This window comes from Peribacillus sp. Hz7 (assembly GCF_042136355.1).
Classification (GTDB): domain Bacteria; phylum Bacillota; class Bacilli; order Bacillales; family DSM-1321; genus Peribacillus; species Peribacillus asahii_A.
In genome coordinates this window covers 44274-71134 of the sequence record NZ_JBHHJV010000015.1, presented here as the reverse complement: position 1 = coordinate 71134, position 26861 = coordinate 44274, and the positions used below count along the sequence as shown (strand labels likewise).

Below are 26861 nucleotides of genomic sequence, written 5' to 3'. Positions count from 1 at the left end.
GGATATGGTGCTTCCTAATCAAATCATCAATTTGAATACAATCAAATTATGCGGTTCTCTTTTTAGAATGTTTTATCGCTTAAGCCCTCTTATCAATAAAATTATGGAATCAAGTTATGGTTTAAAAAAGGGGAATATAAGCGATGTTTGAAATTCTATAGTAGAAACAGCTACAATAAAAGCGGTACATAAGAAAATATGTTTGATGGAGAGGATGTGAAGGATTGAATAAAGGAAAGAAAATTGCTGAAGGCGGTATGCTTTTAGCTCTGTACAGTATTTTATTATTTATAACGATACATATCCCGTTCCTAGGAATGATTACTTTTTTCTTGTTACCCATCCCTTTTGTATTAGTAATGATTAAAGAAAGCATTTCTTGGTCAATCGGATTTTTAGCTGTGGCCTCTGTACTGGGGATCATTATTGGAACTATTTTATCCTTGCCTACCGTTTTGTTAACGGGAGTAATGGGAATTGTTATCGGATATCATGTAAAACATAATAAATCAACGATTCAGATGTTTATTAGTTCAGTTCTTGCTTTTATAGTCGGGAGTTTACTCATCCTTATTGCCACGAATATCATATTAGACATGAATGTAGTAGATGAAACGTTAACGATGGTTGAGGAATCGATGGAAACATCCTTTGATATGATGGATATGCTTGGGCAAAATGTAACAGATGATATGAAGCAGCAAATGCGTGATTCGATTGAGATGATTCCAATGATGATTCCGAGTATGCTAGTTATTTCTGCAATGGTAATGGCGTATATATTCATTCTAGCTTCTCAACCGTTTATCAAGCGATTTAGTGACAAAGTGGTGAAATGGCCGCTTTTTCGTGAACTTCGTCTGCCCAAAAGTATTTTATGGTATTATTTAATTATACTTGTAGCTACTTTTTTCATGAATACGGATGATCATAGCTATGTGAATATGGCGATATTAAATTTGATGTTTATTTTGCAATTATTTATCCTTTTACAAGGCTTTTCACTTATTTTTTATATAAGTTACGTGAAAGGTTGGGGAAAATTTGTACCTATCTTAATTACCGTTGTATCGTTACTAAATCCGATTTTCCTTACTATCGTCCGGATATTAGGTATAATAGATTTAGGATTTCCATTTCGTGAGGCAATTACGAAGTCGAAGTAGTCTTAGTAAACCAGATGCTTTTAGGAGCTGAAATTATGCCATCTTTTTTTAAGGAGCGTTCGATACGATCTCCATTGTATGGGCTGTTTATTGTCGCTGTTTTATGTATAGGTATGTTTGCGTATTATAATTGGATAATCGCAGCTATTGGAGTAGTTGTCGTATCAGGCTTATTTTATTTGACGATACAAAAAATGATTCTGCATCAACGTCGAACAGAAGAGTATATTACAACCTTATCTTACCGACTAAAGAAAGTCGGTGAGGAAGCCTTATTAGAAATGCCAATTGGGATTATGTTAATTAATGAAGATTATTATATCGAATGGACAAATCCATTTTTAGCGTCTTGCTTTGCCGAGGATTCGCTCGCAGGAAGGTCGCTGTATGATGTCGCAGAGTCTCTTGTACCGCTTGTAAAGCAAGAAATTGAGATGGACATAGTGACATTAAACGAGCGTAAATTTAAAGTCATTCATAAACGAGATGAACGATTACTGTATTTCTTCGATGTGACAGAGCAAGTAGAAATAGAAAAAACGTATGAAGATGAAAGAACGGTTATTGCAACGATTTATTTAGATAACTATGATGAGTTAACACAGGGCATGGACGACCAACGTAAAAGCAGCTTGAATAGTTTAGTTACTTCTTTGCTTGATAAGTGGGCAAAAGAAAATGGCGTGTTTTTGAAACGAACATCATCTGAGCGTTTTATAACGGTCTTTAATGAAAATATTCTTCATCAGTTAGAAAAAGGAAAGTTTACAATATTAGATGAGATTCGCGAAACGACAGCGAAGCAGAATGTTCCGCTAACTTTAAGTATTGGTGTTGGTTCTGGGGTTTCATCTTTACCTGAGCTAGGGGCCCTTGCTCAATCAAGCTTAGATTTGGCATTAAGCCGTGGTGGAGACCAAGTTGCAATTAAGCAGTCAAATGGAAAAGTAAAATTCTTTGGCGGTAAAACAAATCCGATGGAGAAGCGTACAAGAGTGCGGGCTCGCGTTATTTCTCACGCTTTAAAGGATATGGTACTTGAAAGTGATAAAGTGATTGTTATGGGCCATAAAAATCCGGATATGGATGCAATTGGATCAGCAATTGGGATTTTAAAAGTAGCTCAAATGAATGAACGCGATGGATATATTGTCATTGATCGACAACAGCTCGATAATAGCGTTCGTCGTTTAATGGCTGAAATTGAAAATAAGCCAGAATTATATACACGCTTTATTTCACCAGACGAAGTATTAGAGATGGTTACGGATGAAACATTGCTTGTTGTAGTGGATACACATAAGCCATCGATGGTGATGGATGAGCGCGTGTTAAACCGCATCGATAAAGTAGTTGTGATTGATCATCATCGTCGTGGCGAAGAGTTCATTAATCATTCTTTACTTGTTTATATGGAGCCTTATGCATCTTCTACAGCCGAGCTTGTGACCGAATTACTTGAATATCAACCAAAACGAAGTAAAATTGATATGCTGGAGTCGACAGCGCTGCTTGCTGGAATTATTGTGGATACGAAAAGCTTTACACTTCGCACAGGCTCACGTACGTTTGATGCTGCGTCTTATTTGCGGGCACGTGGAGCGGATACTGTTCTTGTGCAAAAGTTTTTAAAGGAAGATGTTGATACGTATATTGAACGAGCAAAGTTGATTAAGGAGGTTTCCTTTTATAAGCAAGGGATTGCGATTGCCACCTCTAAAGACAATGCCATTCATAATCAAGTATTAATTGCGCAAGCAGCCGATACACTTCTCTCAATGGATGGAGTATTAGCATCATTTGTGATAGCAAAGCGTTCTGAAGACACCGTTGGAATCAGCGCCCGCTCACTTGGTGATATTAATGTTCAAGTGATTATGGAAATGTTGAACGGAGGCGGCCATCTTACGAATGCAGCAGCTCAGCAAATTGGCTCTGTTGAAGAAGTAGAAAAAAGATTGCTTGAAGCCATTGATGAATACTTAGAAGGAGGACAAAAAGAATGAAAGTTATATTTCTAAAAGATGTAAAGGGTAAAGGGAAAAAAGGAGAAGTGAAAAACGTAGCGGACGGCTATGCACATAACTTCTTATTAAAGCAAGGATTAGCAGTAGAAGCGAATAATGCAAATATCAAAACATTAGAGGCACAACAAAATAAAGAGCAAGTGCTAGCTGCAGAAGAGTTACAACAAGCAAAAGAGTTAAAAGAAACGTTAGAGAAATTAACAGTTGAGCTTTCTGCAAAGGCAGGAGAAGGCGGTCGATTATTTGGATCGATTACAACGAAACAAATTGCTGATGAACTTCAAAAGAAACATGGTATTAAAATCGACAAACGTAAAATGGATTTAGCAGATGGCATTCGTTCTTTAGGACATACGAAATTCCCAGTAAAACTTCATCATGAAGTAACAGCTACACTAACTGTTCATGTAAAAGAAATTAAGTAAATCTAGTGTAATTTTAAGTAGTAGAAAATTTTACTCCTATCTTATCTGCAGAAAATTGATAAAATAGAGATAGACGAAAAAAATGTGATTGGGCAATACGTCCTTTCACTTTTTTCTTTTTCTATGAATAGTAGATAAAATTGTTATCGTGCTTTACGCTTATTGTTAATAAGGTAAGAGAGTATAAAATTTTCGATATGTTTTGGTGTCTAGCTCCGGGCGCTATCGGTTCTATGGTCTAGACGAGCACTTCAGAAGGCAAAGAACGCCCTTAGCGCTTGTCATTATGCTTATTGCCGATAACGGGCGCCTGGGGCTTTTCTTAATAACCTCTGAGAACAGGAGGCTCTTAAATATGAATGAACAATTTCAAGATCGTATCCCGCCGCAAAATATAGAAGCAGAGCAGGCAGTGTTAGGTGCGATTTTTCTAGAACCTTCGTCGTTGACAGTTACGTCTGAGGTATTAATTCCGGAAGATTTCTATCGTAGCGCACATCAGAAAATCTTTAATGTAATGCTTAAGTTGAATGATGAAGGAATGGCTGTTGACTTAATTACTGTAACAGAAGAATTGGCAGCCACTAAAAGTTTAGAAGAAATCGGCGGAGTTACGTATTTAAGTGAACTGGCTGGTTCTGTGCCGACTGCGGCTAATGTCGAGTATTATGCACGTATCGTTGAAGAAAAGTCATTGCTGCGTCGCTTAATTCGAACAGCAACGAATATTGCTCAAGAAGGATATAGTCGTGAGGATGAGGTAGAGGATTTACTTGGTGAAGCTGAAAAGAATATTATGGAAGTCGCCCAGCGTAAAAATAGTGGTTCATTCCAAAATATTAAAGATGTGCTTGTGCGTACCTACGATAATATTGAAGAACTAACAAACCGTAAAGGTGATGTCACAGGGATTCCTACCGGCTTTGCTGAATTAGATCGAATGACAGCTGGGTTCCAGCGTAATGATTTAATTATTGTTGCGGCTCGTCCATCTGTTGGTAAAACTGCATTTGCACTAAATATTGCTCAAAACGTTGCAACGAAAACAGATGAAAATGTTGCAATCTTTAGCTTGGAGATGGGAGCAGAGCAGCTTGTTATGCGTATGCTTTGTGCGGAAGGAAACATTAATGCGCAGAACTTACGAACGGGCGCTTTAACGGATGAGGACTGGCGGAAGCTCACGATGGCAATGGGAAGCTTGTCTAATGCAGGTATTTATATTGATGATACACCAGGTGTTCGAATTGGTGAAATTCGTTCCAAATGTCGCCGCTTGAAGCAGGAGAATGGCCTTGGAATGATTTTGATTGATTACTTGCAGTTAATTCAAGGGAATGGTCGCTCAGGTGAAAATCGTCAGCAAGAAGTATCAGAAATTTCACGGTCGCTTAAAGCGTTAGCTCGAGAACTCCAAGTGCCTGTAATTGCCTTATCACAGCTTTCACGTGGTGTAGAGCAACGTCAAGATAAGCGCCCAATGATGTCGGATATTCGTGAATCAGGAAGTATCGAGCAGGATGCTGATATCGTTGCGTTCTTATATCGAGACGATTACTATGATAAAGAATCTGAGAATAAGAATATTATTGAAATTATTATTGCTAAACAAAGGAATGGTCCAGTAGGTACTGTCTCGCTTGCTTTTGTTAAGGAATATAATAAGTTCGTTAATCTAGAACGTCGTTTTGATGACTCTAATATGCCGCCAGGAGCGTAGAATAATCCTCGCCTCACGTTTAGTGAGCGGGGGTTATTTTATATAGCGAGTAAAAGTTCAAAGGAGTCGAAAAAGACAGGCAATGATAGAGGCATTACCTTCTATTAATATAGAAATATACGAACAAATATTTTATAGGATTTTATAATGTTCGGAAGTTTGTTGACTTTCCATTTCTCTTCTTGGTAAAATAGGTTTGTTTGATAAGGAATAGTTAGTGAACCTTTGGAGGTGCTTTAATAAAATGTCATCAGTTGTAGTCGTTGGTACACAATGGGGAGACGAAGGTAAAGGTAAAATTACAGATTTTCTATCCGAAAGCGCGGAAGCCGTTGCACGTTATCAAGGTGGTAATAATGCAGGGCATACGATTAAGTTTAACGGAGTAACATATAAACTTCACTTAATTCCATCAGGGATTTTTAATAGTGATAAAATCTGTGTCATTGGTAATGGGGTTGTAATTGACCCGAAAGCTCTTGTCACAGAGATTGCTTACCTGCATGAGCATGGAATTAGTACAGATAATCTTCGTATTTCTAATCGTGCGCACGTGATTCTTCCATATCATATTAAATTAGATAGAGTAGAGGAAGATCGCAAAGGTGCAAATAAAATTGGAACAACGATAAAAGGGATCGGACCTGCATATATGGATAAAGTCGGACGTGTTGGTATCCGTATGGCAGACCTTTTAGAGCGTGAGATTTTTGAAGAAAAATTAACGAAGAATCTTGTTGATAAAAATCTTCTGTTTGAACGTTTTTATGAAACAGAAGGATTTAAAGTTGAAGATATTTTAGATGAATATTATGAGTACGGACAACAAGTTAAGCAATATGTTTGTGATACTTCTGTTGTTTTAAATGGTGTACTTGATGAAGGAAAGCGCGTATTATTTGAAGGTGCTCAAGGAATCATGTTAGACATTGATCAAGGTACATACCCATTCGTTACTTCATCTAACCCTGTAGCTGGTGGTGTAACAATTGGTTCGGGTGTAGGTCCAACAAAAATTGACCATGTAGTGGGTGTATGTAAAGCCTATACAAGCCGTGTTGGAGATGGTCCATTCCCAACTGAATTACATGATGAAATTGGCCACCAAATTCGTGAAGTAGGCCGTGAATATGGTACGACAACAGGAAGACCACGACGCGTAGGTTGGTTTGATTCTATCGTTGTTCGTCATGCTCGTCGTGTAAGCGGTATTACAGATCTTTCTTTAAACTCTATTGATGTATTAACAGGGCTTGAAAAAGTGAAAATCTGTGTTGCTTATAAATATCGCGGTGAAACAATCCAAGAGTATCCTGCAACCTTAAACGCAATTTCAGAATGCGAACCAGTATATGAAGAACTTCCAGGCTGGACAGAAGATATTACAGGATGTAGAACACTAGAGGAGCTTCCAGCTAATGCACGTAACTATGTAGAGCGTGTATCTGAATTAGTCGGCGTTCCATTAGCTACTTTCTCTGTAGGTCCTGATCGTACACAAACAAATGTTGTTAATAATCCTTGGAGATAATGATTGCATAGATTGCAAAAGGCTGGATATCCAGCCTTTTGTCATCTAGTAAATAGAGGTTTATACCGCTAATAAATAAAAAAATATTTTTATGAAAATTTATATAGAAATAGTATTGCTTTTTTATATAATACCATGATATTATAATAAGCGTCGTCAGAAAAGAAAACAACTTAGAAAATGAGTCATTAGCTCAGTTGGTAGAGCATCTGACTTTTAATCAGAGGGTCGCAGGTTCGAATCCTGCATGACTCACCATTTTTTAAATTAGGGCCCCTTGGTCAAGCGGTTAAGACACCGCCCTTTCACGGCGGTAACACGGGTTCGAATCCCGTAGGGGTCACCATTTTTAGATTAATAATCTATTTGGTCCGGTAGTTCAGTTGGTTAGAATGCCTGCCTGTCACGCAGGAGGTCGCGGGTTCGAGTCCCGTCCGGACCGCCATTTTTTATCCTTGTACCTAGGTGCAAGTTTATATAGATGTTAGATTTTTTATACTCAATGAGCTGTACCTTGAAAAGGCTTTAGAGTTGGGAAAAAGATAAGTAGTTTTTATGTTAGAGAGAGAGTAACTATATACGGCTCAGTAGCTCAGTCGGTAGAGCAAAGGACTGAAAATCCTTGTGTCGGCGGTTCGATTCCGTCCTGAGCCATCTTCACAAAAACGCCATTATGGCGTTTTTTTGTTTTGATAGAGAATGTAGTTACATGATATTAGCAATCAAGTTAAATCGTTATTACTTACTTGTAATAATTGATACAGTTTTATTACAGTATAAAGTTTAATTCTGAAAAAATAGTATTATATGATAGAGTAGTGAAGGGGAGGAATGTTCCCTTTCTAATGGATAATACTAGTGCTTTAAGTAGCTGTTGAGGAAGCCTTCGGAATAAATTCGAAGGCCTTTTACGTACAATGAGTGAAAGACTTATTAGGCTTGTAATAATAGGAAAAAGATGATTTAAAGCGTTTTAAATGATACAGTATAATAAAGATATCTATGCTTAATAGGTCCTTTTGGGAGGGTGATTTAAAAAATGGATAAGAGAATTTTGGTCGTGGATGATGAAAAACCAATTGCAGATATATTACAATTTAATTTAAAGAAAGAAGGCTATGATGTTCATTGTGCGTATGATGGCAATGAGGCTCTAAAGATGGTAGAGGAGCTACAGCCCGATTTAATCCTGCTTGATATTATGCTTCCACAACGTGACGGCATGGAGGTTTGTCGTGAAGTTAGAAAAACATCGGAGGTTCCGATTATTATGCTAACGGCTAAGGATTCTGAAATTGATAAAGTGCTTGGACTTGAACTTGGTGCAGATGATTATGTAACAAAGCCATTTAGTACCCGGGAAATAATTGCGCGTGTAAAAGCGAACTTAAGACGTCAGCAAGTCGTAGCAACGCCAGATCCTGAAGAGGAGACAAAAGAAATTACGGTTGGTACATTAGTGATCCATCCGGACGCTTATGTTGTATCAAAACGTGGTGAGATGATTGAATTAACACATCGTGAATTTGAGCTTCTTCATTATTTAGCGAAGCATATTGGACAAGTGATGACACGTGAGCATTTATTGCAAACGGTTTGGGGATACGACTATTTTGGTGATGTCCGTACAGTAGATGTAACAGTCCGACGTCTCCGTGAGAAGATTGAAGACAATCCAAGTCATCCAAGTTGGATTGTAACGAGAAGAGGAGTAGGTTATTACTTGCGCAACCCTGAACAGGAGTAATTATTTATGAAAAAGGTCGGTTTTTTCCGCTCGATACATGTTAAATTGGTTCTAATTTATGTATTGCTCATTTTTGTAGCTATGCAGATTATTGGCGTGTATTTTGTTGGGAAATTAGAAGATAATCTTGTTAGTAATTTTAAAGATTCCATTAAAGGTCATATTAACTTGCTTACTTACAGTATTGGTGAGGAAATGATAAAAGAGCGGGATGAAGATGATCCTACTTTGGAAGAAGCGATTAATACCATTTTGAAAGATAAAGATAACACATCAAAGGATATCTCTGAAGTACGAGTCATAGATATTCGCAGTAGTCGTGTGATTGGGACCTCCGATTCTGGAAACCAGGAAATTATCGGAAGGAAAACAACAGAGATTACAGTGAAGCAAACGTTAGGTATAGGGGAAGACGATGAAGGGATATATCGTGACCCGGAAACAGGAAGACGTGTGTGGGTGCTTTCGACACCAATTGAAGCAAACAGCGAAGTTATTGGTGCTATTTACTTAATTGCAGATATGGAAAATGTTTTTGAACAAATGTCTGAAATTAATAATATATTCATTAAGGGAACTGCTATAGCCTTAAGCATTACTGCTCTTTTAGGAATCTTACTTGCACGAACGATTACAAGACCGATGGCAGATATGCAAAAGCAGGCTTTAGCAATGTCTAAAGGAAACTTTTCTCGGAAAGTTAAAATATATGGTGATGACGAAATTGGTCAATTAGCAGTGACATTTAATAATTTAACGAAAAAGTTACAAGAGTCGCAGTCGAGTACAGAAGGTGAACGGCGCAAGTTATCGTCTGTTTTAGCAAATATGACAGATGGAGTTATTTCTACGGATCGACGTGGCCGCGTCAATTTAATCAATGAACCAGCTGCAAAGTTACTAAACGTTACACGTGAAACGGTATTAAATCAACCAATTATCGAATTACTCGGCTTGGAAGAGGAATATACATTTGATGATTTACTTGAACAAAGGGAATCCATCATTCTTGATTATAGTACGAAAAAAGAGGCTTATATTTTACGGGCAAACCTTTCTGTTATCCAAAAGGAAACAGGGTTTGTTAATGGTTTAATTACGGTTTTACATGATATTACGGAGCAGGAAAAAATCGAAGAAGAACGCCGTGAATTTGTGGCGAACGTATCTCACGAGCTGCGTACTCCATTGACGACGATGCGGAGTTATTTAGAAGCACTTGCTGATGGAGCCTGGGAGGATAAAGAACTTGCTCCCTCATTTTTGAATGTTACACAAAATGAAACAGAACGAATGATTCGACTTGTTAATGACTTACTTCAGCTTTCGAAGATGGATAGTAAAGATTATCGATTATCCAAAGGCTGGGTTAATTTTAATAAGTTTTATGATCACATCATTGATCGCTTTGAAATGACCAAAAATGATGATATTACGTTTGTCCGTGATATTCCAAACGAAAATTATTATGTTGATATTGATGAAGATAAAATTACACAAGTACTCTATAATATTATTTCCAATTCGTTAAAGTATTCACCTGAAGGCGGGCAAGTCACATTCCGTATAGGGACTGTAGAGAGCTTCATTGTCGTTAGCATTAGTGACCAAGGTGTAGGGATTCCGAAAAATGTAATTGATAAAATTTTTGATCGCTTTTATCGAGTGGATAAGGCAAGGTCACGAAATCTTGGTGGTACAGGTCTCGGTTTGGCTATTGCAAAAGAAATGGTAGTAGCCCATGGCGGTAGAATTTGGGCAGAAAGTATGGAAGGCAAAGGGACAACTGTATTTTTTACTCTTCCATATGAGCAAGATGAAGAGGATGAATGGTCATGAATTTAGAGCGTGCAAAAAGTATTGTGCTATTCCTATTAATTGCAATCAGCACCTATTTAACATGGAGCATTTGGACGTACAAACCTGAACTTGAAAAGATTGATCAAGGCCCATTCTTAGTGATTGACCGAGAAGAAAAAACAGCGGGGGATGTCATTAAACCAAGGAGCATTCTTATTCATCGGAATCAGAGACATTACCAAACCTCTAGTCCTGCTGATTTAGAGAAGGCATCAGCGCAAATGAGTAAATGGAATTTGTATAATGCTAAAAAGCTTTCCACTCGTATGACAAAGAAAGAAATGAATGACTTTATGCATGAGGATGGAACAGTGGAAATTATATTTCCCGATGATGTGCCATTCCAATTGTATAAAAATGCTGTTGGTATAATAAATAAGGAAGTGCCTACTTTTTCTTTTGATCGAATCTTATATAAGCAAAAAGATATACAGAGCAAGGAAAGTATCTTATACTTTGTTTCTTCTCAAGAATTGAGTATTCTAGAAGCCTCAATTACGACGAAAAGGTTGAGTGCTTTCCATACTACCTTTTTTCAAGGAGCGAATGCTTATCCAGAGTATGTTGCACCTCCTGTTAATAATCAACACGAGGTGTTTGTTTCTAAAAATGAAATATCGCTGCCTCGCTATAAATATTTAATTGATGATTTAAATATTAAAAATTTCAAGGATGCCTTATTTGCTGATCCCGTAAATGTTCGCCATGAAACAGTCGTGAGCGGCGATGAGTATACGGATAGTACGAGGCTGCTATCGATTGATAAAACAACCCATATGCTTTCTTATATTGATACATCTCAAAAAAGTAAGACATTAAGCAGTTCAAGTGATTTACTCAAAAAAAGTATTGAGTTTGTTAATAATCATGCAGGATGGAAGGAAAGTAATTATCGTTTTGCCTATATGGATGAGGAGAGTCAGCGTGTAATCTTCCGTTTATATCATGATGGTTATCCTGTATTTAATCATTTAGGGATGTCTGAAATTGAGGAGATTTGGGGCAAGGATGAAATGTATAGTTATCAACGTCCGTATTTCACCTTTCAAACTGCCGATCCTTTTGAGCAATCTTTCGTGTCCCTGCCATCTGGAGAAGAAGTATTGAAACAATTGAAGACGATGCGTAACTTTGATTACTTTAATTTAGAGGATATTACGATTGGATATAAATTATCGATGGCGCCTTTAGATGACAATCTTATGTTTCTAGAGCCTACCTGGTATTATCGTTCTGGAGGGGATTGGTTAGCAGTTCCATTCGATGAGTCAGGAGGAGAAATGAATGGATTGGAGTAAGACAAAATCCATCTTTATCATGGTGTTTTTTATATTGAACATCTTTCTACTCTATCAATATTTAGAGAAAAGAGATAATAATCAATATGAATTGATTACGGAAGCATCTATTGATGAAATGTTAAAAGGGGACGAAATCACATATGATCCGCTTCCAAAGTCAACAATGAAAGAGCAATTTTTAATCGCCCAGAGTAAAGTTTTTACGAAGGATGATACTAAAAAATTATCGAATCAGCAGATAAAAATGAATGATCCAACGAAGCTCGTTGGTATTTTTGATAAACCATTGTCTATTAGTCAGAGCGTTCAATCAGCAGAATTAGAGCAGTTGTTAAAGGATTATATTTGGAATGGCAGTGACTATCAATACTGGAGCTATGATGAACAAAATAGCACCATTGTCTTTTACCAGCACTGGGACAAGAAAATGTTTTTTAATAATAGTAAGGGGAAAGTTACTTTATATTTAAATAAGAATCAGCAAGTGATTTCTTATGAACAAACTTACTTAGAGAAAATTGAAAAGTTTAAGAAGCCGAAAGAGTTAGTATCAGCTATTAAAGCGATTGAAACTCTATATATTAATGGTGATATCCAGCCAAAGAGCCATATTACGAAAGTAGAGCTGGGCTATTATAATTCTTTACAAACAACGTCTGCTACGCACTTGCTTGCTCCAACATGGAGAGTAGTTGTGAATGATAAGTTAGACTTATTTGTTAATGCCTTTGATAAGAGTGTGATTGAGTTAAATACGGAAGAAAAAATATTGGAGTGAGTGTTCATATGGCGATGCATTTTAGTGTACTCGCAAGCGGAAGTACAGGAAATGCTTTTTTTATTGAGACAGAGAAGCATGCCTTCCTAGTTGATGCTGGATTGAGCGGTAAAGCAATGGAAGGGTTATTTAGTGAAATTGGACGAGATATGTCTAAGCTGACAGGCATTCTTGTTACCCATGAACATAGTGATCACATTAAAGGGTTAGGGGTAGTTGCTAGAAAATATAAGCTGCCGATTTATGCGAATGCAAAAACGTGGCAGGCGATGGAACGTTCTATTGGTGAAATTTCAACGGAGCAAAAATTCCTATTTGAAATGGAACAAGTAAAAACATTCGGGGATTTAGATATTGAATCATTTGGTGTGTCTCACGATGCAGCAGAACCTATGTTTTATGCGTTTCATCATGAAGGGAAGAAAGTGGTAATTATCACAGATACAGGTTATGTGAGCGACCGCATGAAAGGTATTATTTCCAATGCCGATGCGTATGTATTTGAAAGTAATCATGATGTATCTATGCTTCGAATGGGGAAATATCCATGGAGCATAAAACGGCGCATTTTAAGCGATGTTGGACATGTATCTAATGAGGATGCAGCCCTTGCGATGTATGATGTAGTTGGTGATAATACAAAAAGGATTTACTTAGCACATTTAAGTTTAGATAATAATATGAAAGATTTAGCACGAATGTCGGTTGAACAAACGTTGAAATCAAAAGGCGTTGTTGTTGGAGAACAATTTTCATTATTTGATACAGATCCAAAAAAACCGACTGAGCTTGTTACGCTATAACGAATAAATAGGCAGCAACTACACATTAGTTGCTGCCTATTTGTATTGGTTGTATAGGTACTTTTTTTTAGATATTTTCTGCCGAAAGCGTATAATTAAGGATATATTAACCAAACACTAGTAATTGCAATTATTCATTCTAAAAAGAGAGGATGGAGAGGTTTTGGAATCAAATGAACCAAATTATGGGGAACGAACTCAACAGAAAAAGCGTAGTCGCTTTAGCTACTTTTTCTCTGGGTTAATTGGAGCAATTGTGGGTGCTCTAGTCATTTTATTCGTATTTCCGGAAGTAGGAATTCTTGAGGGGAATGAATCAAATAATACCGAGCAGTCCATAGTAGACAATAATCAAAGTGCAGTAACGAAGCAAAAGGTGGCCCTGGATGTAACAACGGCTGTAACGGATGCTGTTGATAAAGCCGGAGATGCTGTTGTTGGAATCACCAATATTCAAAAAACAGATTTTTGGGGAATGGGCGATCCAAATAATGATGGTCAATCAGCTGAGGCAGGCACTGGATCAGGTGTTGTATATAAAAAAAGCGGAGATAAGGCATTTATCGTGACGAATAACCACGTAATCGAAAATGCTTCAGAGCTTGAAGTGACGTTAAGTGATGGGACAAAATTGCCGGCTACATTAATTGGGAGCGATCCTTGGACGGATTTAGCTGTTATTGTTGTTAAAGGTAATAAAGTAAAAACAATTGCTGAATTTGGGAAATCGGAATTATTAAAGCCAGGGGAGCCGGTCATAGCAATAGGAAATCCGCTCGGTTTACAATTTTCTGGTTCGATTACTCAAGGGATTATTTCAGGTTTAGAACGGACAATTGAAGTGGATATTAATGAAGATGGTCAAGTTGACTGGAATGCAGAAGTTATTCAAACAGATGCGGCAATTAACCCTGGTAACAGTGGAGGGGCATTAATAAATATGGCAGGACAAGTAATCGGAATTAACTCGATGAAAATTGCTGAAAATGCAGTTGAAGGTATAGGGCTTTCTATTCCAATTGATTCTGTCATTCCAATTATTACAGACATTGAAGAATATGGTGAGGTAAAACGACCATACTTAGGTATTAACTTAGCATCAGTTGAAGAGATTTCTCAATATCATCAACAGAATACGTTGAAGCTGCCGTCAGATGTCAAATCAGGAGTTGCCATTACTGGTGTAGAAGCAGGATCACCTGCTGATAAAGCAGGGGTAAGAGAATTTGATGTAATTGTTGAAATGGATGGAGAATCTATTCAAGATGTTGTAGCATTACGAAAATATTTATATAATGAAAAGCACATTGGTGAAAAAGTGAAATTAGGTATTTATCGTGACGGTAAAAAACAAACAGCAACAGTCACATTATCGACAGCGGACCAACAAGAATAATAGAAGAGAAGCAGGGAGGACAGTTCTCCCTGCTTTTTTTGCATAAAAGCTATTGTGATTACTTGCGCTTTTTTAGGAATCTGTTACGATAACTGTGGATAAAAAAGAGGTTGAAATGAAAGGATATAGTTTGTGGATAAATAGTACGAGCAACTTATACACAAAAGGAGAGTAGAAATGCATGGTACTATATTGTTGTCAAGAACATGTTGAAATGGCGCTAGATGAAATTGTATATGAGTGTGAAACATACCCTAATTTAACGAGTGTAGCAGAGGAAAAACAATTATCAACAACCTGTGAATATTGTCGAAATAACGCAATATATATGGTAGCGAACTAATATTCTTATACAAGATGTGGATGAAAAATGTGGATATGTGGATAAGTTATGTGGATAACCTGTTCTTAACCTGTTTGTAAAGTGAGGATAAAAATGAATATAACGATTATTACAGTTGGGAAATTGAAAGAAAAATATTTAAAACAGGGGATTGATGAATATTTAAAACGATTAACGGCCTATGCCAAAGTCGATATTATCGAATTACCGGATGAGAAAGCTCCAGAAACATTAAGCGATGTAGAAATGCTTCAAATTAAAGAGAAAGAAGGGGAACGGATCTTATCTAAGATTAACCCAGATGCACATGTTATTGCACTAGCAATTGAAGGAAAAATGAAAACATCAGAAGAATTAGCAGATACAATTGAAAAGCTCGGTACCTATGGTAAAAGCAAAGTAGCCTTCATTATTGGCGGATCACTCGGATTAAGTGCAGCGGTTATGAAGCGAGCAGATGAAGCACTCTCTTTCTCCAAAATGACATTCCCACATCAGCTCATGAGATTAATTTTGGTGGAACAAGTATACCGAGCATTTCGGATTATGAGGGGGGAACCGTACCATAAATAAAGGCGGTTTTTCACATGAATTCCATTGATTGATCGGAAGATTTGTAGAAAGGTATAGGCTAAACAAGATTTATGTTTAGCCTACCTATTTTGTCTAGTGTGCCAGAGGAACTGACTATAATTTACTAAAAAAAGTAATCATATATTTGATTCTAAAGTCGAAGCAACCTCAGAAATAATGATTTCACTTCCCAAGATAGGTGAATCTTGTCCACCATTAGCTGGGCCTGTATGGGCTTCTTTGAAAGCATCGCTGTTTTTCCATTGGGCAAAGTCTTCCATAGTGTTCCAATACATATTTACATTGAGCTCATCATATTCTGAAAGGTTTTTAGTAATTAGTGCTTCGACTTTTACAAAACCATCCATTTTCTGTAAGGCTCCTGGTCTTGTGAACATTGGAGCCATTTTTTCAGCAAAACCTAATTTTGCTTTAATTCTGTTTGTTACAATAATCATTGATTATTCCCCCTATTTGTCATTTCAGATTTTCTAAATGAAAACCAATCGGCTTAAGTTTACCATCTTCCATTCGATATACTTTGTCACAGTATTTTAACATTCGTTCGTCATGGGTTACCATAATGGCTGCCTTATTCCTAGATTTCACCTCCCTCGCAATAAGCTGGACGACCTCATGGGCTCTTTGAGTATCGAGGCTTGCTGTTGGTTCATCTGCCAAAATAATTGAAGGATTATTCATAAAGGCACGAGCAATAGCCGTTCGTTGACGTTCTCCTCCGGATAAATGTTCTGGGAATTTCTTTATTTTTGTTTCTAAGCCAAGATGTTGAAGTAATTCTTTGGCATTTTCTTTATCTCTTTTTGTCACTTTACCGGCCATTTTTTTTACAACCAGTAATTGGTCGAGAACATTTAAGTAAGGAATTAGATTGCTTGTTTGTAATATAAATCCTATTTCCTCAAGGCGTACTTTTGATAAATCTTTCTCTTTTAAATCCCCTATTACTTTTCCATTAAGTTTTATCTCCCCTTCTGAGGCTTGCAGTAAGGCCCCTGCGATGGAAAGAAAAGTACTTTTACCTGAACCTGAGGGACCAACGACGGCAATAAATTCTCCTTGTTCAACGGAAAGAGAAACATCATTAAGAGCAACAACTTGATTTGCCCCTTGTTGATAGAATTTGGATACATGATTGAACTTTATTCCTGACATTACTCTATCCTCCCAATTGCTTGAAGTGGGTCTATTTTTGTAATTTTACGAATGGAAATTAACGAACTTAATATTGATATAACTAGCAATAAAATAGCATAAATGACGACAAGTTTAATATCTAGTGAAAAGGGCATTCCATCTGGAAGAATTAAAGCTGTTCCATATGTTAAGAGTATTCCAACAACAATACTAATGAATGAAAGTAGAAATACTTGTGACATAATTGCTTTACCTAAAAAAGCATTACTTGCACCAATCGCCTTTAAAATGCCAAATTGATTGGATTTTTGCAAGGTAAGTACATAAAAGAAGACAGCTAGTACAAAGGCTGAGATTGCTAAAAGGAAGGCAAGCATCATCATAATCGTGCCGTTTTCCTCTTTGTATCCAGGCATTCCTTGTATCGCTTCAGCCTTTGTTACTGTTTCTGTGTTATGGAAAAGATCATTTAATTTCTGCGGATCAATATTTTCTCCTTGAAGCATAATACCATTCACTGGATTTTTAATACCATTATCAGAACCAGGTGCTGCAAATTGAATTGAGCGCCATTTATCTAGTGTAGTAAAAATAGCGGGTAAATGATTGTATGTTTCATTTTCTACAAATCCAATAATTTTCATTTTTTCTGGAGACCCTTCTATTGAGAGTGTGTCTCCAATTTTAAATCCTTTGTCCTTTAAGGTGTCATTAGCGATAACTTCTAGTGATTTATCATTATTGAGAGGATTTCCTTCAATAATGCTTGGTTCTAAAAAACTTCCCGGAGTGATACCTAAAATAGCAATATCTACTTTTTCACTATCTTTGGAAGGAGTTAATCTTAAAACCGTAGCCATTGTGGCTCCCATCGGTGCTGCTGAAGAAACATTATCTTGCTTTTCTAGTTCATCTACGAATGATTCAGTTAATAGTGAACGGCTCATAGAGGCTCTAGATCCTTCCTCAAAAGTAACGTAATCTGCTTTCATATTTTTAAATGTTGCAGCACTTAGTGTGGAAAGTCCATTTCCCAAACCTGATAGGATAAAGACTAGCCAAGCAATAAGGACGGTTATGATTCCAATCATAAGAAAACGAAATTTACCATGTTTTAATTCTTTTAAAGCCAGAAACAATGGAAATCCTCCTTTAAATTAATATGATTAGTCAATGATGACTAATTTAATATGATTATATTATTATATTCGTGATTAGTCAATCGTGACTAATTGGGGGCAGGGTGGTGGATTTTATAATGTATAAATAGGAAAAGGAAACCTATTAACAAGGTTTCCTTGAATTTAGCACCACTGGTAGAAGAAGAATTATTCCGAATAAAGAGAAAGATCTCTTATGGACTTTTCAAGAAACGCAACCTCTGCTTCTAACATGGTAATTTTGTGTTCTACTGCAAGATTGACTCCAGATCTTACTCCATGGGAGGGGGTCTGTTTCATGATTTCTAATAATTCCCTGCTATTGTTTAAACGTTCTTCCAACGCAGGTATTGTTTTTTCTAAAGGGAGAAAATCAATAAACATTAACCCAATATCTCCTTGATAATTCACACTTTCAGCTGAAGATAAATTATTCAATAATAATTGGTAAAAATATTGCTTGCCACTATCATTTATGGAGTACACTTTTCGGGTCGGTCTGTTTCCTTCTTGCTCCAACTGAATGTCAATATATCCGTTTTGACTGAGTTTATCTAAAGTTGCATAAGCGGTAGGTTTTTTCATGTCGGTAACTGCACTTAAATTTCTCTCTATAAATTCATTGATTTGGTATCCATGTTGACTTTGACTCATGAGTAATCCAAGTAAAATAAGCGAGCGTTGTTCCATTGAGATCCGCCCTTTCTGCTATTATCTCTTGTCTTATATTTTCTCGCATATTTTATTTGTAGTCAATTGAGGGCTTACCAACAACTATAGAGGGAGAGCTCTAATCCCCATATCTTAAGTAAAAGACGAGTGAAGCCGTCTTCTTGAACCTTCCCAAAAAATTGATTCATGAGTTGTTTTCTTAGCTCCAGATGTGTAGCAACCATTAGTGTTGATGGGATTGGCGGAATAGGCGGGTGTAACATCTCTAAAATATGTTTTTAATTAAAGCTTCTCTTTTATAAGGGTTTGTAAAAAACTTCCAGTTAAGTCAATGCGAAGAACCGTAACATACGTAAATGAGAATCATAGGTCCATAAGTCCGTCATAGGTCATGAGAAGTAAATCCTTTCCACGACCTATACGGAAAATTGCTGTGCAGAAATACTAGTCTTTATTAAGAATACATTCTTAATTTATTATGATGTCGCCCGATTGGTATCACAAAAGGAGAGTCCGAAACAGGGTCCTTTATTACGTTACAATGGAGTCCAAAAATATCTTCAATCAATGTACTTGTAATAACCTCTGATGGCTTTCCCTCAGCGACAAGCTTTCCGTTATGCAAAGCAAAAATATGGTCTGCATAACGTGCTGACAGGTTGATATCATGAAGAACCATGACAATGGTTGTTCCGTATTTTCGGTTAAGGTCTGTTAGCAGGTCGAGAATTTCGACTTGATAGGTAATATCTAAATAAGTTGTCGGTTCATCGAGAAACAGTATGTCTGTTTGTTGTGCCAGAGCCATAGCAATCCATACACGCTGTCTTTGACCGCCTGAAAGCTCGTCAATATGTCGATCGGCAAATTCCGTGATGTTCATGATTTCCATTGCCTCTGCAACGGCTTCATAATCCTTTTTTGTCCAACCTTTTAGAAATGTTTGATGTGGATACCTTCCTCGTCCAACTAAATCCGCAACGGTTATTCCCTCAGGGACAATAGGGGATTGAGGCAAAAGCCCTAATACACGAGCCAACTGCTTTGGTGGTATTTTATAAATGGGTTTCCCTCCCAAGGTCACTTGCCCGGAAGTAGGTTTAATAAGCCTAGCCATTGTTTTAAGTAATGTAGATTTACCACAACCGTTTGAACCAATAATAATGCTTATTTTATTACTTGGAATTGAAAGACTTACATCATGTAAAATCGTTTTATTATCGTATCCAGCAGTGATTCCTTCAGTTTGAAAAGCATGTGTCGGTTTCATTATAAATCCCCCTTTCGATTCATTCGGATTAGCAAGTAGATCAAGTATGGTGCTCCAAGAATGCCTGTAATGACACCTACAGGATATCTAGCAACGAATGCAAATTGTCCTACAAGATCTGATGCTAAAACTAAAATGATGCCAACAAGACCTGCTGGGATAATGCTTGAAAAACCAACACCAACTAGTCTTTTTGCGATAGGTCCAGAAAGAAACGCAACAAATGCGATAGGTCCTGTTGCAGCGGTAGCTAACGCAATGATAAGTACCGAACTAATAATAAGTACAATTCGTGTCTTATCAGTATCAACTCCAAGTGAAGTTGCTGTTTGCTCTCCAAGTTCTAACATATCCAATCGTTTTCCGAGAACAATGATAATGGGTGCGAAAATAAGCACTGTAACCATAAGAGGATAAAGATTTTCCATTTTAGCACCGTTTAGACTGCCGCTGAGCCATCTCATGGCAGTAGGAATATCATGTTGCTGACCGATAAGTAATAAATAAGATATGGCAGCATTTAGCATGGCTTGAATGCCAATTCCTATTAAGATTAATCGACCAATTGAAAAAGAAGTACTTCTTGATAATAGAAAAATAACGATTACTGTAGCAAGTCCACCAATAATAGAAGCAATAGAAACAAAGGCATTACTTGCATGAAGAACAATGATACAAAAAACAGCAGCAGCACTTGAACCAGCTGTTATTCCGATAACATTTGGGTTTGCTAGGGGATTACGGAGCATCGTTTGAAATACATGTCCAGCAACACCAAAAGCAAATCCAGCCAAAACACCTGCCACCATTCTAGGAAAACGTATCGTTCCCACTGCAAAAGATGCACCTTTTACTTTCTCACCTAGTAGAACCCTTATGACATCTGAAACAGGATAAATTGTATTTCCTAGCATAAGCATCGTAGAGCAAAGCGCAAAGGCAATGATTGCAAGCAAAGAGGTCACGAGTATAAAACGGCGACGTCTTTTTATTCTACCTATCATTATAAGATTCATAGATTCATTTATCATAATGCACGCATTTTCGCTTTCATAGTTATTAAGATTAAAATAGGAGCCCCAATAAATGCTGTAACCACACCAACTTCAAGCTCACCAGGACTTCCTAAAATCCGACCGCATACATCTGATATGGTTAATATAATAGCACCTGATAACGCTGACATTGGGATAATGTATCGTAAATCAGGACCAATAACGAGTCGAATCACATGTGTTGCTAATAAACCTATAAAGCCAATAGGACCTGCGAGTGCTGTTGCTGCACCGCACAACAGCACTCCTCCAAAGGCGGAAACAAGTCTAAGTGTTCCTGTACGTACACCTAATCCTGTAGCTGCTTCATCACCTAATGCTAATGCATTGAGTGCTGGGGCAGTGAACAGGGCTATTAATATTCCAACAATAAGAAAAGGAATAAAAAGAGAGATAGAGCTCCAATCTCCTGCTCCAACACTACCTACCTGCCAAAATCTAAATTGATCCATAACGTTAGAGCGAGGAATCATAATGGCCATTACGAGAGATGATAATGCAGCACTCGTAGCAGCACCTGCTAAAACAAGTTTAAGGGGCGTGGCACCGCCACTCCCCATTGAACCAATTCCGAATACAACAATGGCAGTTACGATTGCTCCTGCTAATGCAAGCCAAACGTATTGACTAGCAGTACCCATATTAAAAAAGGAAATCCCGCAAACGACGAATAGTGCTGCCCCTGTGTTAACTCCTAAAATGCTAGGGTCTGCGATAGGATTACGAGTAACTGATTGCATTAGAGCCCCAGAAACCCCTAATGCAGCACCACACATCAAACTAAAAACAGTTCTAGCAATTCTTTGGCGAACCACATTTGCTCCGTGGGACTGTACTTCAGGATGGAATAAGCCATCCATTAGTTCATTCCATCCAACTGTACGAGATCCAAAAGCAAGAGAAGCCAATACACATATACCGAGTAGGACAATAGAAAGTATAAGAACTTTTATGAAGTTTTTCGGTAAAAGTAACTGCTTATTTTCTGAAACGGATGTATGATTCATATTATTGAACTTTGCTAACAGCTTCTGAGAGTAAAGTTAAGTACTCGTCAATTGAGTATTCAATTGAAAGTGGGCTTGGAGTTCCTGCTGCTGCAAGTGGAGTGTTATCTCCAATAATTACGACAGAACCTCTCTCTACCGCTGGGACTTTTCCAAGGATTGGATCAGCTTGTAGAGCCGCAAGTGTATTTTTGTCACCATATGATACCAAAATTTCAGCATCGTTAAGCATATCTGCATTTTCAGCACTTACTTCTATATAGAAACTATTTGGATCAGTGATTTGACTTGTAATACTTTCAGGGTATTCCATCCCTAACTCAGAAAGGAATGCACCACGTGGATCTTCTGGTGTGTAGATGTAGAACTTAGATAAATCATCGGCGTTCATACTTACGAATGCAGCCTTTTTGCCTTTAATTTCAGAGTGTTCATTTACTTTTTCTTCAATTAGTTTCTCTGTATCGGCAATAAGTTGTTTACCTTCTTTTTCTATTCCCATCCCCATTGCATTGTACGTAACTTGTTCACGCCATGAAGCTACCCAAGGGCTAGTTTGATAGGCAACAACTGGAGCGATTTCACTTAATGTATCATATTCTTCTTGAGTAATACCTGAGTATGCTGCAAGAATAACATCTGGATTAGCGTCAGCAATTGCTTCAAAATCTAAACCGTCAGTATCTTGAAAAATAGTTGGCGTTTCTGCACCAAGTTCTTCTAATTTATCCGCAGTCCAAGGTAACATTCCGCTATCATCTTGAACACCATAGTTTGCAGCTGAAAAACCTACAGGCACAACACCAAGAGCAAGAGCAACGTCATGGTTTGACCATTGAATAGTAACAACGCGTTCAGGTTTTTCTTCAATTGTCGTTTCTCCAAGTGCATGTTTAATCACAATTGGATATTCAGTTGTTGTTTCCTCGGATTCAACTGTTTTCTTATTAGATTCTTCAGTTGAAGTTGCTTCAGATTTTGTACCTGTTTGTTCACTTGAACAACCAGCTAGTGCAATCATAAGCATCACAATTAGTAATGTTAAGAATAATGATATTTTTTGTTTTATAATCATTTTGTATATCCTTCCTTAATCTAAGATTAGTTGATAATAATTATCAATATCATTACTGTAAATCTCCTTTAATAGGTTGTCAATAAAATATTTAGATATAACAAGGTGAACCGTATCATAAATAGCGGCAGTTTTACCGCCTTTATAAGGATTCTGGGGAACAAATTATTATAATAGGATTAACTTTCATTAGCCCGATTAACGCGGGCTTTTTAAATACTAAGAAAATCTTAAGATTTACACCAAGAGTTTATTAAGATTTAATTGGTATCATTACCTTAAACGAATGAATAATAGGAGTGATATCATATGTTCCGATTCATATACAGGAGTGAATTTTTATGAATATATTAGTTTGTGATGATGATAAGGCCATTGTAGATGCTATAGGAATTTACTTAGAAAATGAAGGTTATAAAGTTCTCAAAGCGTCTAATGGAATAGAGGCTATCGAAATAATCGAAGATCATGAGATCCATCTGATTATTATGGATATTATGATGCCTAAGATGGACGGCATAACAGCTACTATGAAAATCAGAGAAGACAATAAAATACCGTTGATTATGCTTTCTGCCAAGTCTGAGGATTATGATAAGATATTAGGATTAAATTTAGGAGCAGATGATTATATCACCAAACCATTTAATCCTTTAGAGCTCATAGCAAGAGTGAAGTCACAGCTAAGAAGGTATACCACATTGGGAAGCCTTGAAACCAAGAACCATGTCTATCAAACTGGGGGACTTATCATTGATGATGAAAGTAAGGTAATCACTGTTGATGGAGAGGAAGTTCATCTTACACCGGTGCAATATAAAATATTAAAGCTTTTGACTGTCAATGCTGGGAGAGTTTTTTCTATAGAGGAGATCTATCAGAAGGTATGGAATGAAACGCCTGTTAATCCAGAGAATACGGTAGCTGTCCATGTAAGGAAAATCAGGGAGAAAATAGAAATAAATCCGAAAGAACCAAAATATTTGAGGGTGGTGTGGGGAATTGGGTACAAAGTTGAAAAATTATAGCCACTCGATCATAACGAAAATTATCGTTTGTGCCATAGTCATTACATGTTTTACGGGTGCTCTAACAGCATTTGTTGATACAGCAGTTTTAAGTGATGGTGATTTTGGAATCATTTCTGAAGATAACTATTTTCAAAGTAGAGCGTATGTACAAGAAAATGAAAATCTTGTCGCCAACCTAACTCAACTAATAGGAGAATATAAGAGTGAAAAATATATTTTGAAAGGTGGGAGTATCAGTGAAGAAGAATTAAGAAGCGAAGCGGAAAACTTATATGCAGATTTTCAACTCCAATCTAAAAGTTATAATCCGAACTTGAGTGAAGCGGAAAATTATAAAAAGTTCAAAGAAGTATATAAAGATGAGATTGCACAAGCAAAGGATAGACTGATTAAGAATGATTTAAGGGAATTCCATTTACTAAAGCAAAATCTAGAAGCGTATGAAGGTTTAGTTTATTATGCAAGTAATGGTACCAATGTATTTACGAACAGTACAAAAAAAGAGCAAGGTCAATTTAAAACTTACCCTTCCTACATGGCTTTCAAGGATTATAAGAGAGAAATTTTCCCGAAAGAGGTAGAAGGCAACAAACATTTATATCAGGTTACAGGACAAATAGACGAATTAGATCCAGAAACTACTGTGGTTTATGTAGCTTTTACAGAAGAATTTTTAAATCTCAAAATGAAAGAATGGAAGGAAGACAAGGTAGCAGCGACCAATAACTTATATAAAGTAGTAGGATTTTTAGTAGGGCTTATTTTATCCTTTCTATATTTATTACTCATAATTGGGAGAAAATCTTTTGACGATAAAGAAGTACACTTCCATGCAATAGATAGATTATATAATGATCTTAACCTAGTGTTGTGTCTAGGGATGATAATGCTTTGGGTTACATTGTTGGATAGGGTAGGTTTTGAAAATGCCCATCAAATGTCTATTCCAATTACAGCCCCAATTGCCACAGCAGGCCTCATACTCGTTTTATCACTTGTGAAGCATTTCAAGAATCGAACTCTTATCAGGCATACCTTGCTCTATAGGATTTTCTATAAGCTGTTTGTATTTGTACGGAATGTATATGATAGTGGAAGTGTTGGCGTAAAGACTGTATTACTAGTCATCGGTTATCCTATATTGGTTGTAATAACGTTTTTCATGTTCCCGGTAACCATAGGTGTAGCTGCCTGGTTTGCTTTTAAAAAGGTGAAATCTTTCCATGCTATACAAGAAGGGGTTGAGAGAATAAAGGACGGGGACCTTCGTCATCGAATCGACGTGGAGGGAGAGGGCGAGCTTGAAAGACTTGCTGGTAATATAAACAGCATTACAGATGGTTTGAAAAAAGCCGTTGATAGTGAGCTAAAAAGTGAACGGTTAAAAACAGAGCTCATCACTAATGTATCACATGATATCCGAACACCTTTGACTTCGATTATTACTTATGTCGACTTATTGAAAAAAGAACAGGATTCTTCTAAGGTAGAAGAATATATCGAGGTACTGGATCAAAAATCGAAAAGGCTCAAAGTGCTAACAGACGATTTATTTGAAGCGGCTAAGGCCTCAAGCGGAGATATTCCGGTTCAATTAGAGAAAATTGATATCGTATCTTTAATCACCCAGGGGTTGGGAGAGGTAAATGACAAAATTGAAGCCTCAGATTTAGAATTTAAGATGAATCATCCCGAGGATAAAGTATATATGAAAGCAGATGGAAGATTACTGTGGAGATCGATAGAAAACTTATTATCCAATATATTTAAATATGCTTTAAAGGGGTCAAGGATCTATATCGATATTGAAGATACGGGCAGTGAAGTCCTTCTTACCTTCAAAAATATTTCAGCTTATGAATTAAATATTTCAGCAGACGAATTAATGGAGCGTTTTAAAAGGGGCGATGAATCCAGATTTAGTGAGGGAAGTGGATTAGGACTATCAATTGCAAGAAGCCTTATTGAGCTACAAGATGGGAAGTTTTCTATTCAAGTTGATGGAGATTTGTTCAAGTCGATAATCTGTATGTCTAAACATCATAACAATGACTGACTCGTATTGGTTTTTAAAAATTAAATGATTAGTAGGAATAGGATATCAAAGTGATGTCCTATTTTTTTTGCATACCCTTTATTGCTCAAATATATAAATCATAGAGTTAAACAGCGGGTTAAATAGGGGCGGTGAACCGTATCCTTTAGATAAAGTTCAATTAATAGAATACCCTTTAATAAGTTGCACTAAATAAATCAGTCCCTTTTCTAATTGTCCAATTGAAGTGTAGGAATAAGATATGTGAAGGTACAGATAATCCTTTTTTATACATACTTCCTAGATACAAGACTAAAAGTAGGTTAAAGGAACTACTTTGACTTGCTGCTGAATTTCCTCCTACCGGAGCAACACCTCCTATTTCCGTTTTTTCGGACTTTTATATTGATTCATTCCGCAAAACAGGAATTTTCCGCTTTTACGGAATAGTAGTTTACTATTTATAGGTATATTACCTAGTAATTCCAAGTTGGCACGATACTTGCAGATAATGGATTGAGAGAATAAATGAAGTCTTATCGATCATCTCAGGGGGTGCTGGAAAAGTGAATGAACTTGTTTCTATGGAAGACTAATTTTTACTAGACTACATGAAAATCTTCTAGGATTTTGGAAATTAACATTGGTACTTCCATTATTAACAAAATTAGAATATTCATTGTGCTAGTAACAAGTAGTTACCAATTTCTATAAATACTAGCATGAAA

At 36.9% G+C, this 26861-nt stretch carries 23 protein-coding genes and 4 tRNA genes; 19 read left to right on the top strand and 8 right to left on the bottom strand.

Features of this window, described 5'->3' with window-relative positions; translation table 11 throughout:
- The first annotated feature begins 224 nt into the window (after positions 1-224).
- The 17 genes from ACE199_RS17375 (at position 225) to rlmH (ending at position 15670) form a co-directional block, all read left to right on the top strand.
- Complete coding sequence (locus ACE199_RS17375; RefSeq protein WP_252292406.1) at positions 225-1166, top strand: YybS family protein; 942 nt, start codon at positions 225-227, stop codon at positions 1164-1166.
- Between the two features lie 35 nt (positions 1167-1201).
- Entirely contained in the window at positions 1202-3172 is a 1971-nt protein-coding gene (locus ACE199_RS17370; RefSeq protein ID WP_375350948.1) for a DHH family phosphoesterase, read from the top strand.
- A complete protein-coding gene (gene rplI, locus ACE199_RS17365; RefSeq protein WP_127762372.1) occupies positions 3169-3618 on the top strand; it encodes a 50S ribosomal protein L9 in 450 nt (149 codons plus the stop codon). Before ACE199_RS17370 ends, rplI begins: the two co-directional genes overlap by 4 nt.
- A gap of 355 nt (positions 3619-3973) precedes the next feature.
- Positions 3974-5338: a replicative DNA helicase gene (gene dnaB / locus ACE199_RS17360; protein ID WP_375350947.1), complete on the top strand. Its 1365-nt coding sequence runs from the start codon at positions 3974-3976 to the stop codon at positions 5336-5338.
- Between the two features lie 244 nt (positions 5339-5582).
- Entirely contained in the window at positions 5583-6869 is a 1287-nt protein-coding gene (locus ACE199_RS17355) for an adenylosuccinate synthase (RefSeq protein WP_375350946.1), read from the top strand.
- Between the two features lie 182 nt (positions 6870-7051).
- Positions 7052-7127 (top strand) — tRNA-Lys (locus ACE199_RS17350).
- Between the two features lie 13 nt (positions 7128-7140).
- Positions 7141-7215 (top strand) — tRNA-Glu (locus ACE199_RS17345).
- A gap of 22 nt (positions 7216-7237) precedes the next feature.
- Positions 7238-7314 (top strand) — tRNA-Asp (locus tag ACE199_RS17340).
- A 136-nt stretch (positions 7315-7450) separates the two neighbouring features.
- Positions 7451-7523, top strand: a tRNA-Phe gene (locus tag ACE199_RS17335).
- A 385-nt stretch (positions 7524-7908) separates the two neighbouring features.
- Positions 7909-8616: a response regulator YycF gene (yycF, locus tag ACE199_RS17330; protein ID WP_127762369.1), complete on the top strand. Its 708-nt coding sequence runs from the start codon at positions 7909-7911 to the stop codon at positions 8614-8616.
- 6 nt (positions 8617-8622) lie between these two features.
- Entirely contained in the window at positions 8623-10455 is a 1833-nt protein-coding gene (gene walK / locus ACE199_RS17325) for a cell wall metabolism sensor histidine kinase WalK (RefSeq protein ID WP_375350945.1), read from the top strand.
- The gene (locus ACE199_RS17320; protein WP_375350944.1) at positions 10452-11774 is read left to right on the top strand and encodes a YycH family regulatory protein; all 1323 of its coding nucleotides are present in this window, start codon (positions 10452-10454) and stop codon (positions 11772-11774) included. The genes walK and ACE199_RS17320 overlap by 4 nt, the downstream gene beginning before the upstream one ends.
- Positions 11761-12555, top strand: a complete 795-nt coding sequence (locus ACE199_RS17315) for a two-component system regulatory protein YycI (RefSeq protein WP_375350943.1) — start codon at positions 11761-11763, stop codon at positions 12553-12555. Before ACE199_RS17320 ends, ACE199_RS17315 begins: the two co-directional genes overlap by 14 nt.
- 8 nt (positions 12556-12563) lie before the next feature.
- Positions 12564-13358: an MBL fold metallo-hydrolase gene (locus ACE199_RS17310; protein WP_119119020.1), complete on the top strand. Its 795-nt coding sequence runs from the start codon at positions 12564-12566 to the stop codon at positions 13356-13358.
- A 163-nt stretch (positions 13359-13521) separates the two neighbouring features.
- Positions 13522-14754, top strand: coding sequence for a S1C family serine protease (locus ACE199_RS17305; RefSeq protein WP_375350942.1), 1233 nt, complete (start codon positions 13522-13524; stop codon positions 14752-14754).
- Positions 14755-14935: 181 nt separating this feature from the next.
- The gene (locus ACE199_RS17300) at positions 14936-15097 is read left to right on the top strand and encodes a CxxH/CxxC protein (RefSeq protein WP_252292391.1); all 162 of its coding nucleotides are present in this window, start codon (positions 14936-14938) and stop codon (positions 15095-15097) included.
- Between the two features lie 93 nt (positions 15098-15190).
- Positions 15191-15670 carry a 23S rRNA (pseudouridine(1915)-N(3))-methyltransferase RlmH gene (gene rlmH, locus ACE199_RS17295; RefSeq protein WP_375350941.1) on the top strand — a complete coding sequence of 160 codons (480 nt, stop codon included), beginning with the start codon at positions 15191-15193 and terminating at the stop codon, positions 15668-15670.
- A 137-nt stretch (positions 15671-15807) separates the two neighbouring features.
- Here rlmH and ACE199_RS17290 read toward each other — a convergent pair whose 3' ends face one another.
- The 8 genes from ACE199_RS17290 to ACE199_RS17255 all read right to left on the bottom strand — a co-directional run bounded on the left by ACE199_RS17290 (position 15808) and on the right by ACE199_RS17255 (position 23067).
- Positions 15808-16128 carry a heme oxygenase gene (locus ACE199_RS17290; RefSeq protein ID WP_375350940.1) on the bottom strand — a complete coding sequence of 107 codons (321 nt, stop codon included), beginning with the start codon at positions 16126-16128 and terminating at the stop codon, positions 15808-15810.
- Positions 16129-16147: 19 nt separating this feature from the next.
- Positions 16148-16846: an ABC transporter ATP-binding protein gene (locus ACE199_RS17285; protein WP_375350939.1), complete on the bottom strand. Its 699-nt coding sequence runs from the start codon at positions 16844-16846 to the stop codon at positions 16148-16150.
- Positions 16846-17967 carry an ABC transporter permease gene (locus ACE199_RS17280; protein ID WP_375350938.1) on the bottom strand — a complete coding sequence of 374 codons (1122 nt, stop codon included), beginning with the start codon at positions 17965-17967 and terminating at the stop codon, positions 16846-16848. Before ACE199_RS17280 ends, ACE199_RS17285 begins: the two co-directional genes overlap by 1 nt.
- A 189-nt stretch (positions 17968-18156) precedes the next feature.
- On the bottom strand, positions 18157-18678 hold the full coding sequence (locus tag ACE199_RS17275; protein WP_375350937.1) for a PadR family transcriptional regulator: 522 nt from the start codon (positions 18676-18678) through the stop codon (positions 18157-18159).
- A gap of 436 nt (positions 18679-19114) precedes the next feature.
- Complete coding sequence (locus ACE199_RS17270) at positions 19115-19930, bottom strand: ABC transporter ATP-binding protein (RefSeq protein WP_375350936.1); 816 nt, start codon at positions 19928-19930, stop codon at positions 19115-19117.
- On the bottom strand, positions 19930-20961 hold the full coding sequence (locus tag ACE199_RS17265; RefSeq protein WP_375350935.1) for a FecCD family ABC transporter permease: 1032 nt from the start codon (positions 20959-20961) through the stop codon (positions 19930-19932). The genes ACE199_RS17270 and ACE199_RS17265 overlap by 1 nt, the downstream gene beginning before the upstream one ends.
- On the bottom strand, positions 20958-21992 hold the full coding sequence (locus tag ACE199_RS17260; protein WP_375350934.1) for a FecCD family ABC transporter permease: 1035 nt from the start codon (positions 21990-21992) through the stop codon (positions 20958-20960). The genes ACE199_RS17265 and ACE199_RS17260 overlap by 4 nt, the downstream gene beginning before the upstream one ends.
- Position 21993: 1 nt before the next feature.
- Positions 21994-23067, bottom strand: coding sequence for an iron-siderophore ABC transporter substrate-binding protein (locus ACE199_RS17255; protein ID WP_375350933.1), 1074 nt, complete (start codon positions 23065-23067; stop codon positions 21994-21996).
- A gap of 341 nt (positions 23068-23408) precedes the next feature.
- Here ACE199_RS17255 and ACE199_RS17250 point away from each other — a divergent pair, with 341 nt between their 5' ends.
- A complete protein-coding gene (locus tag ACE199_RS17250; protein WP_375350932.1) occupies positions 23409-24095 on the top strand; it encodes a response regulator transcription factor in 687 nt (228 codons plus the stop codon).
- The gene (locus tag ACE199_RS17245) at positions 24070-26154 is read left to right on the top strand and encodes a HAMP domain-containing sensor histidine kinase (RefSeq protein WP_375350931.1); all 2085 of its coding nucleotides are present in this window, start codon (positions 24070-24072) and stop codon (positions 26152-26154) included. Before ACE199_RS17250 ends, ACE199_RS17245 begins: the two co-directional genes overlap by 26 nt.
- Positions 26155-26861: the final 707 nt, after the last annotated feature.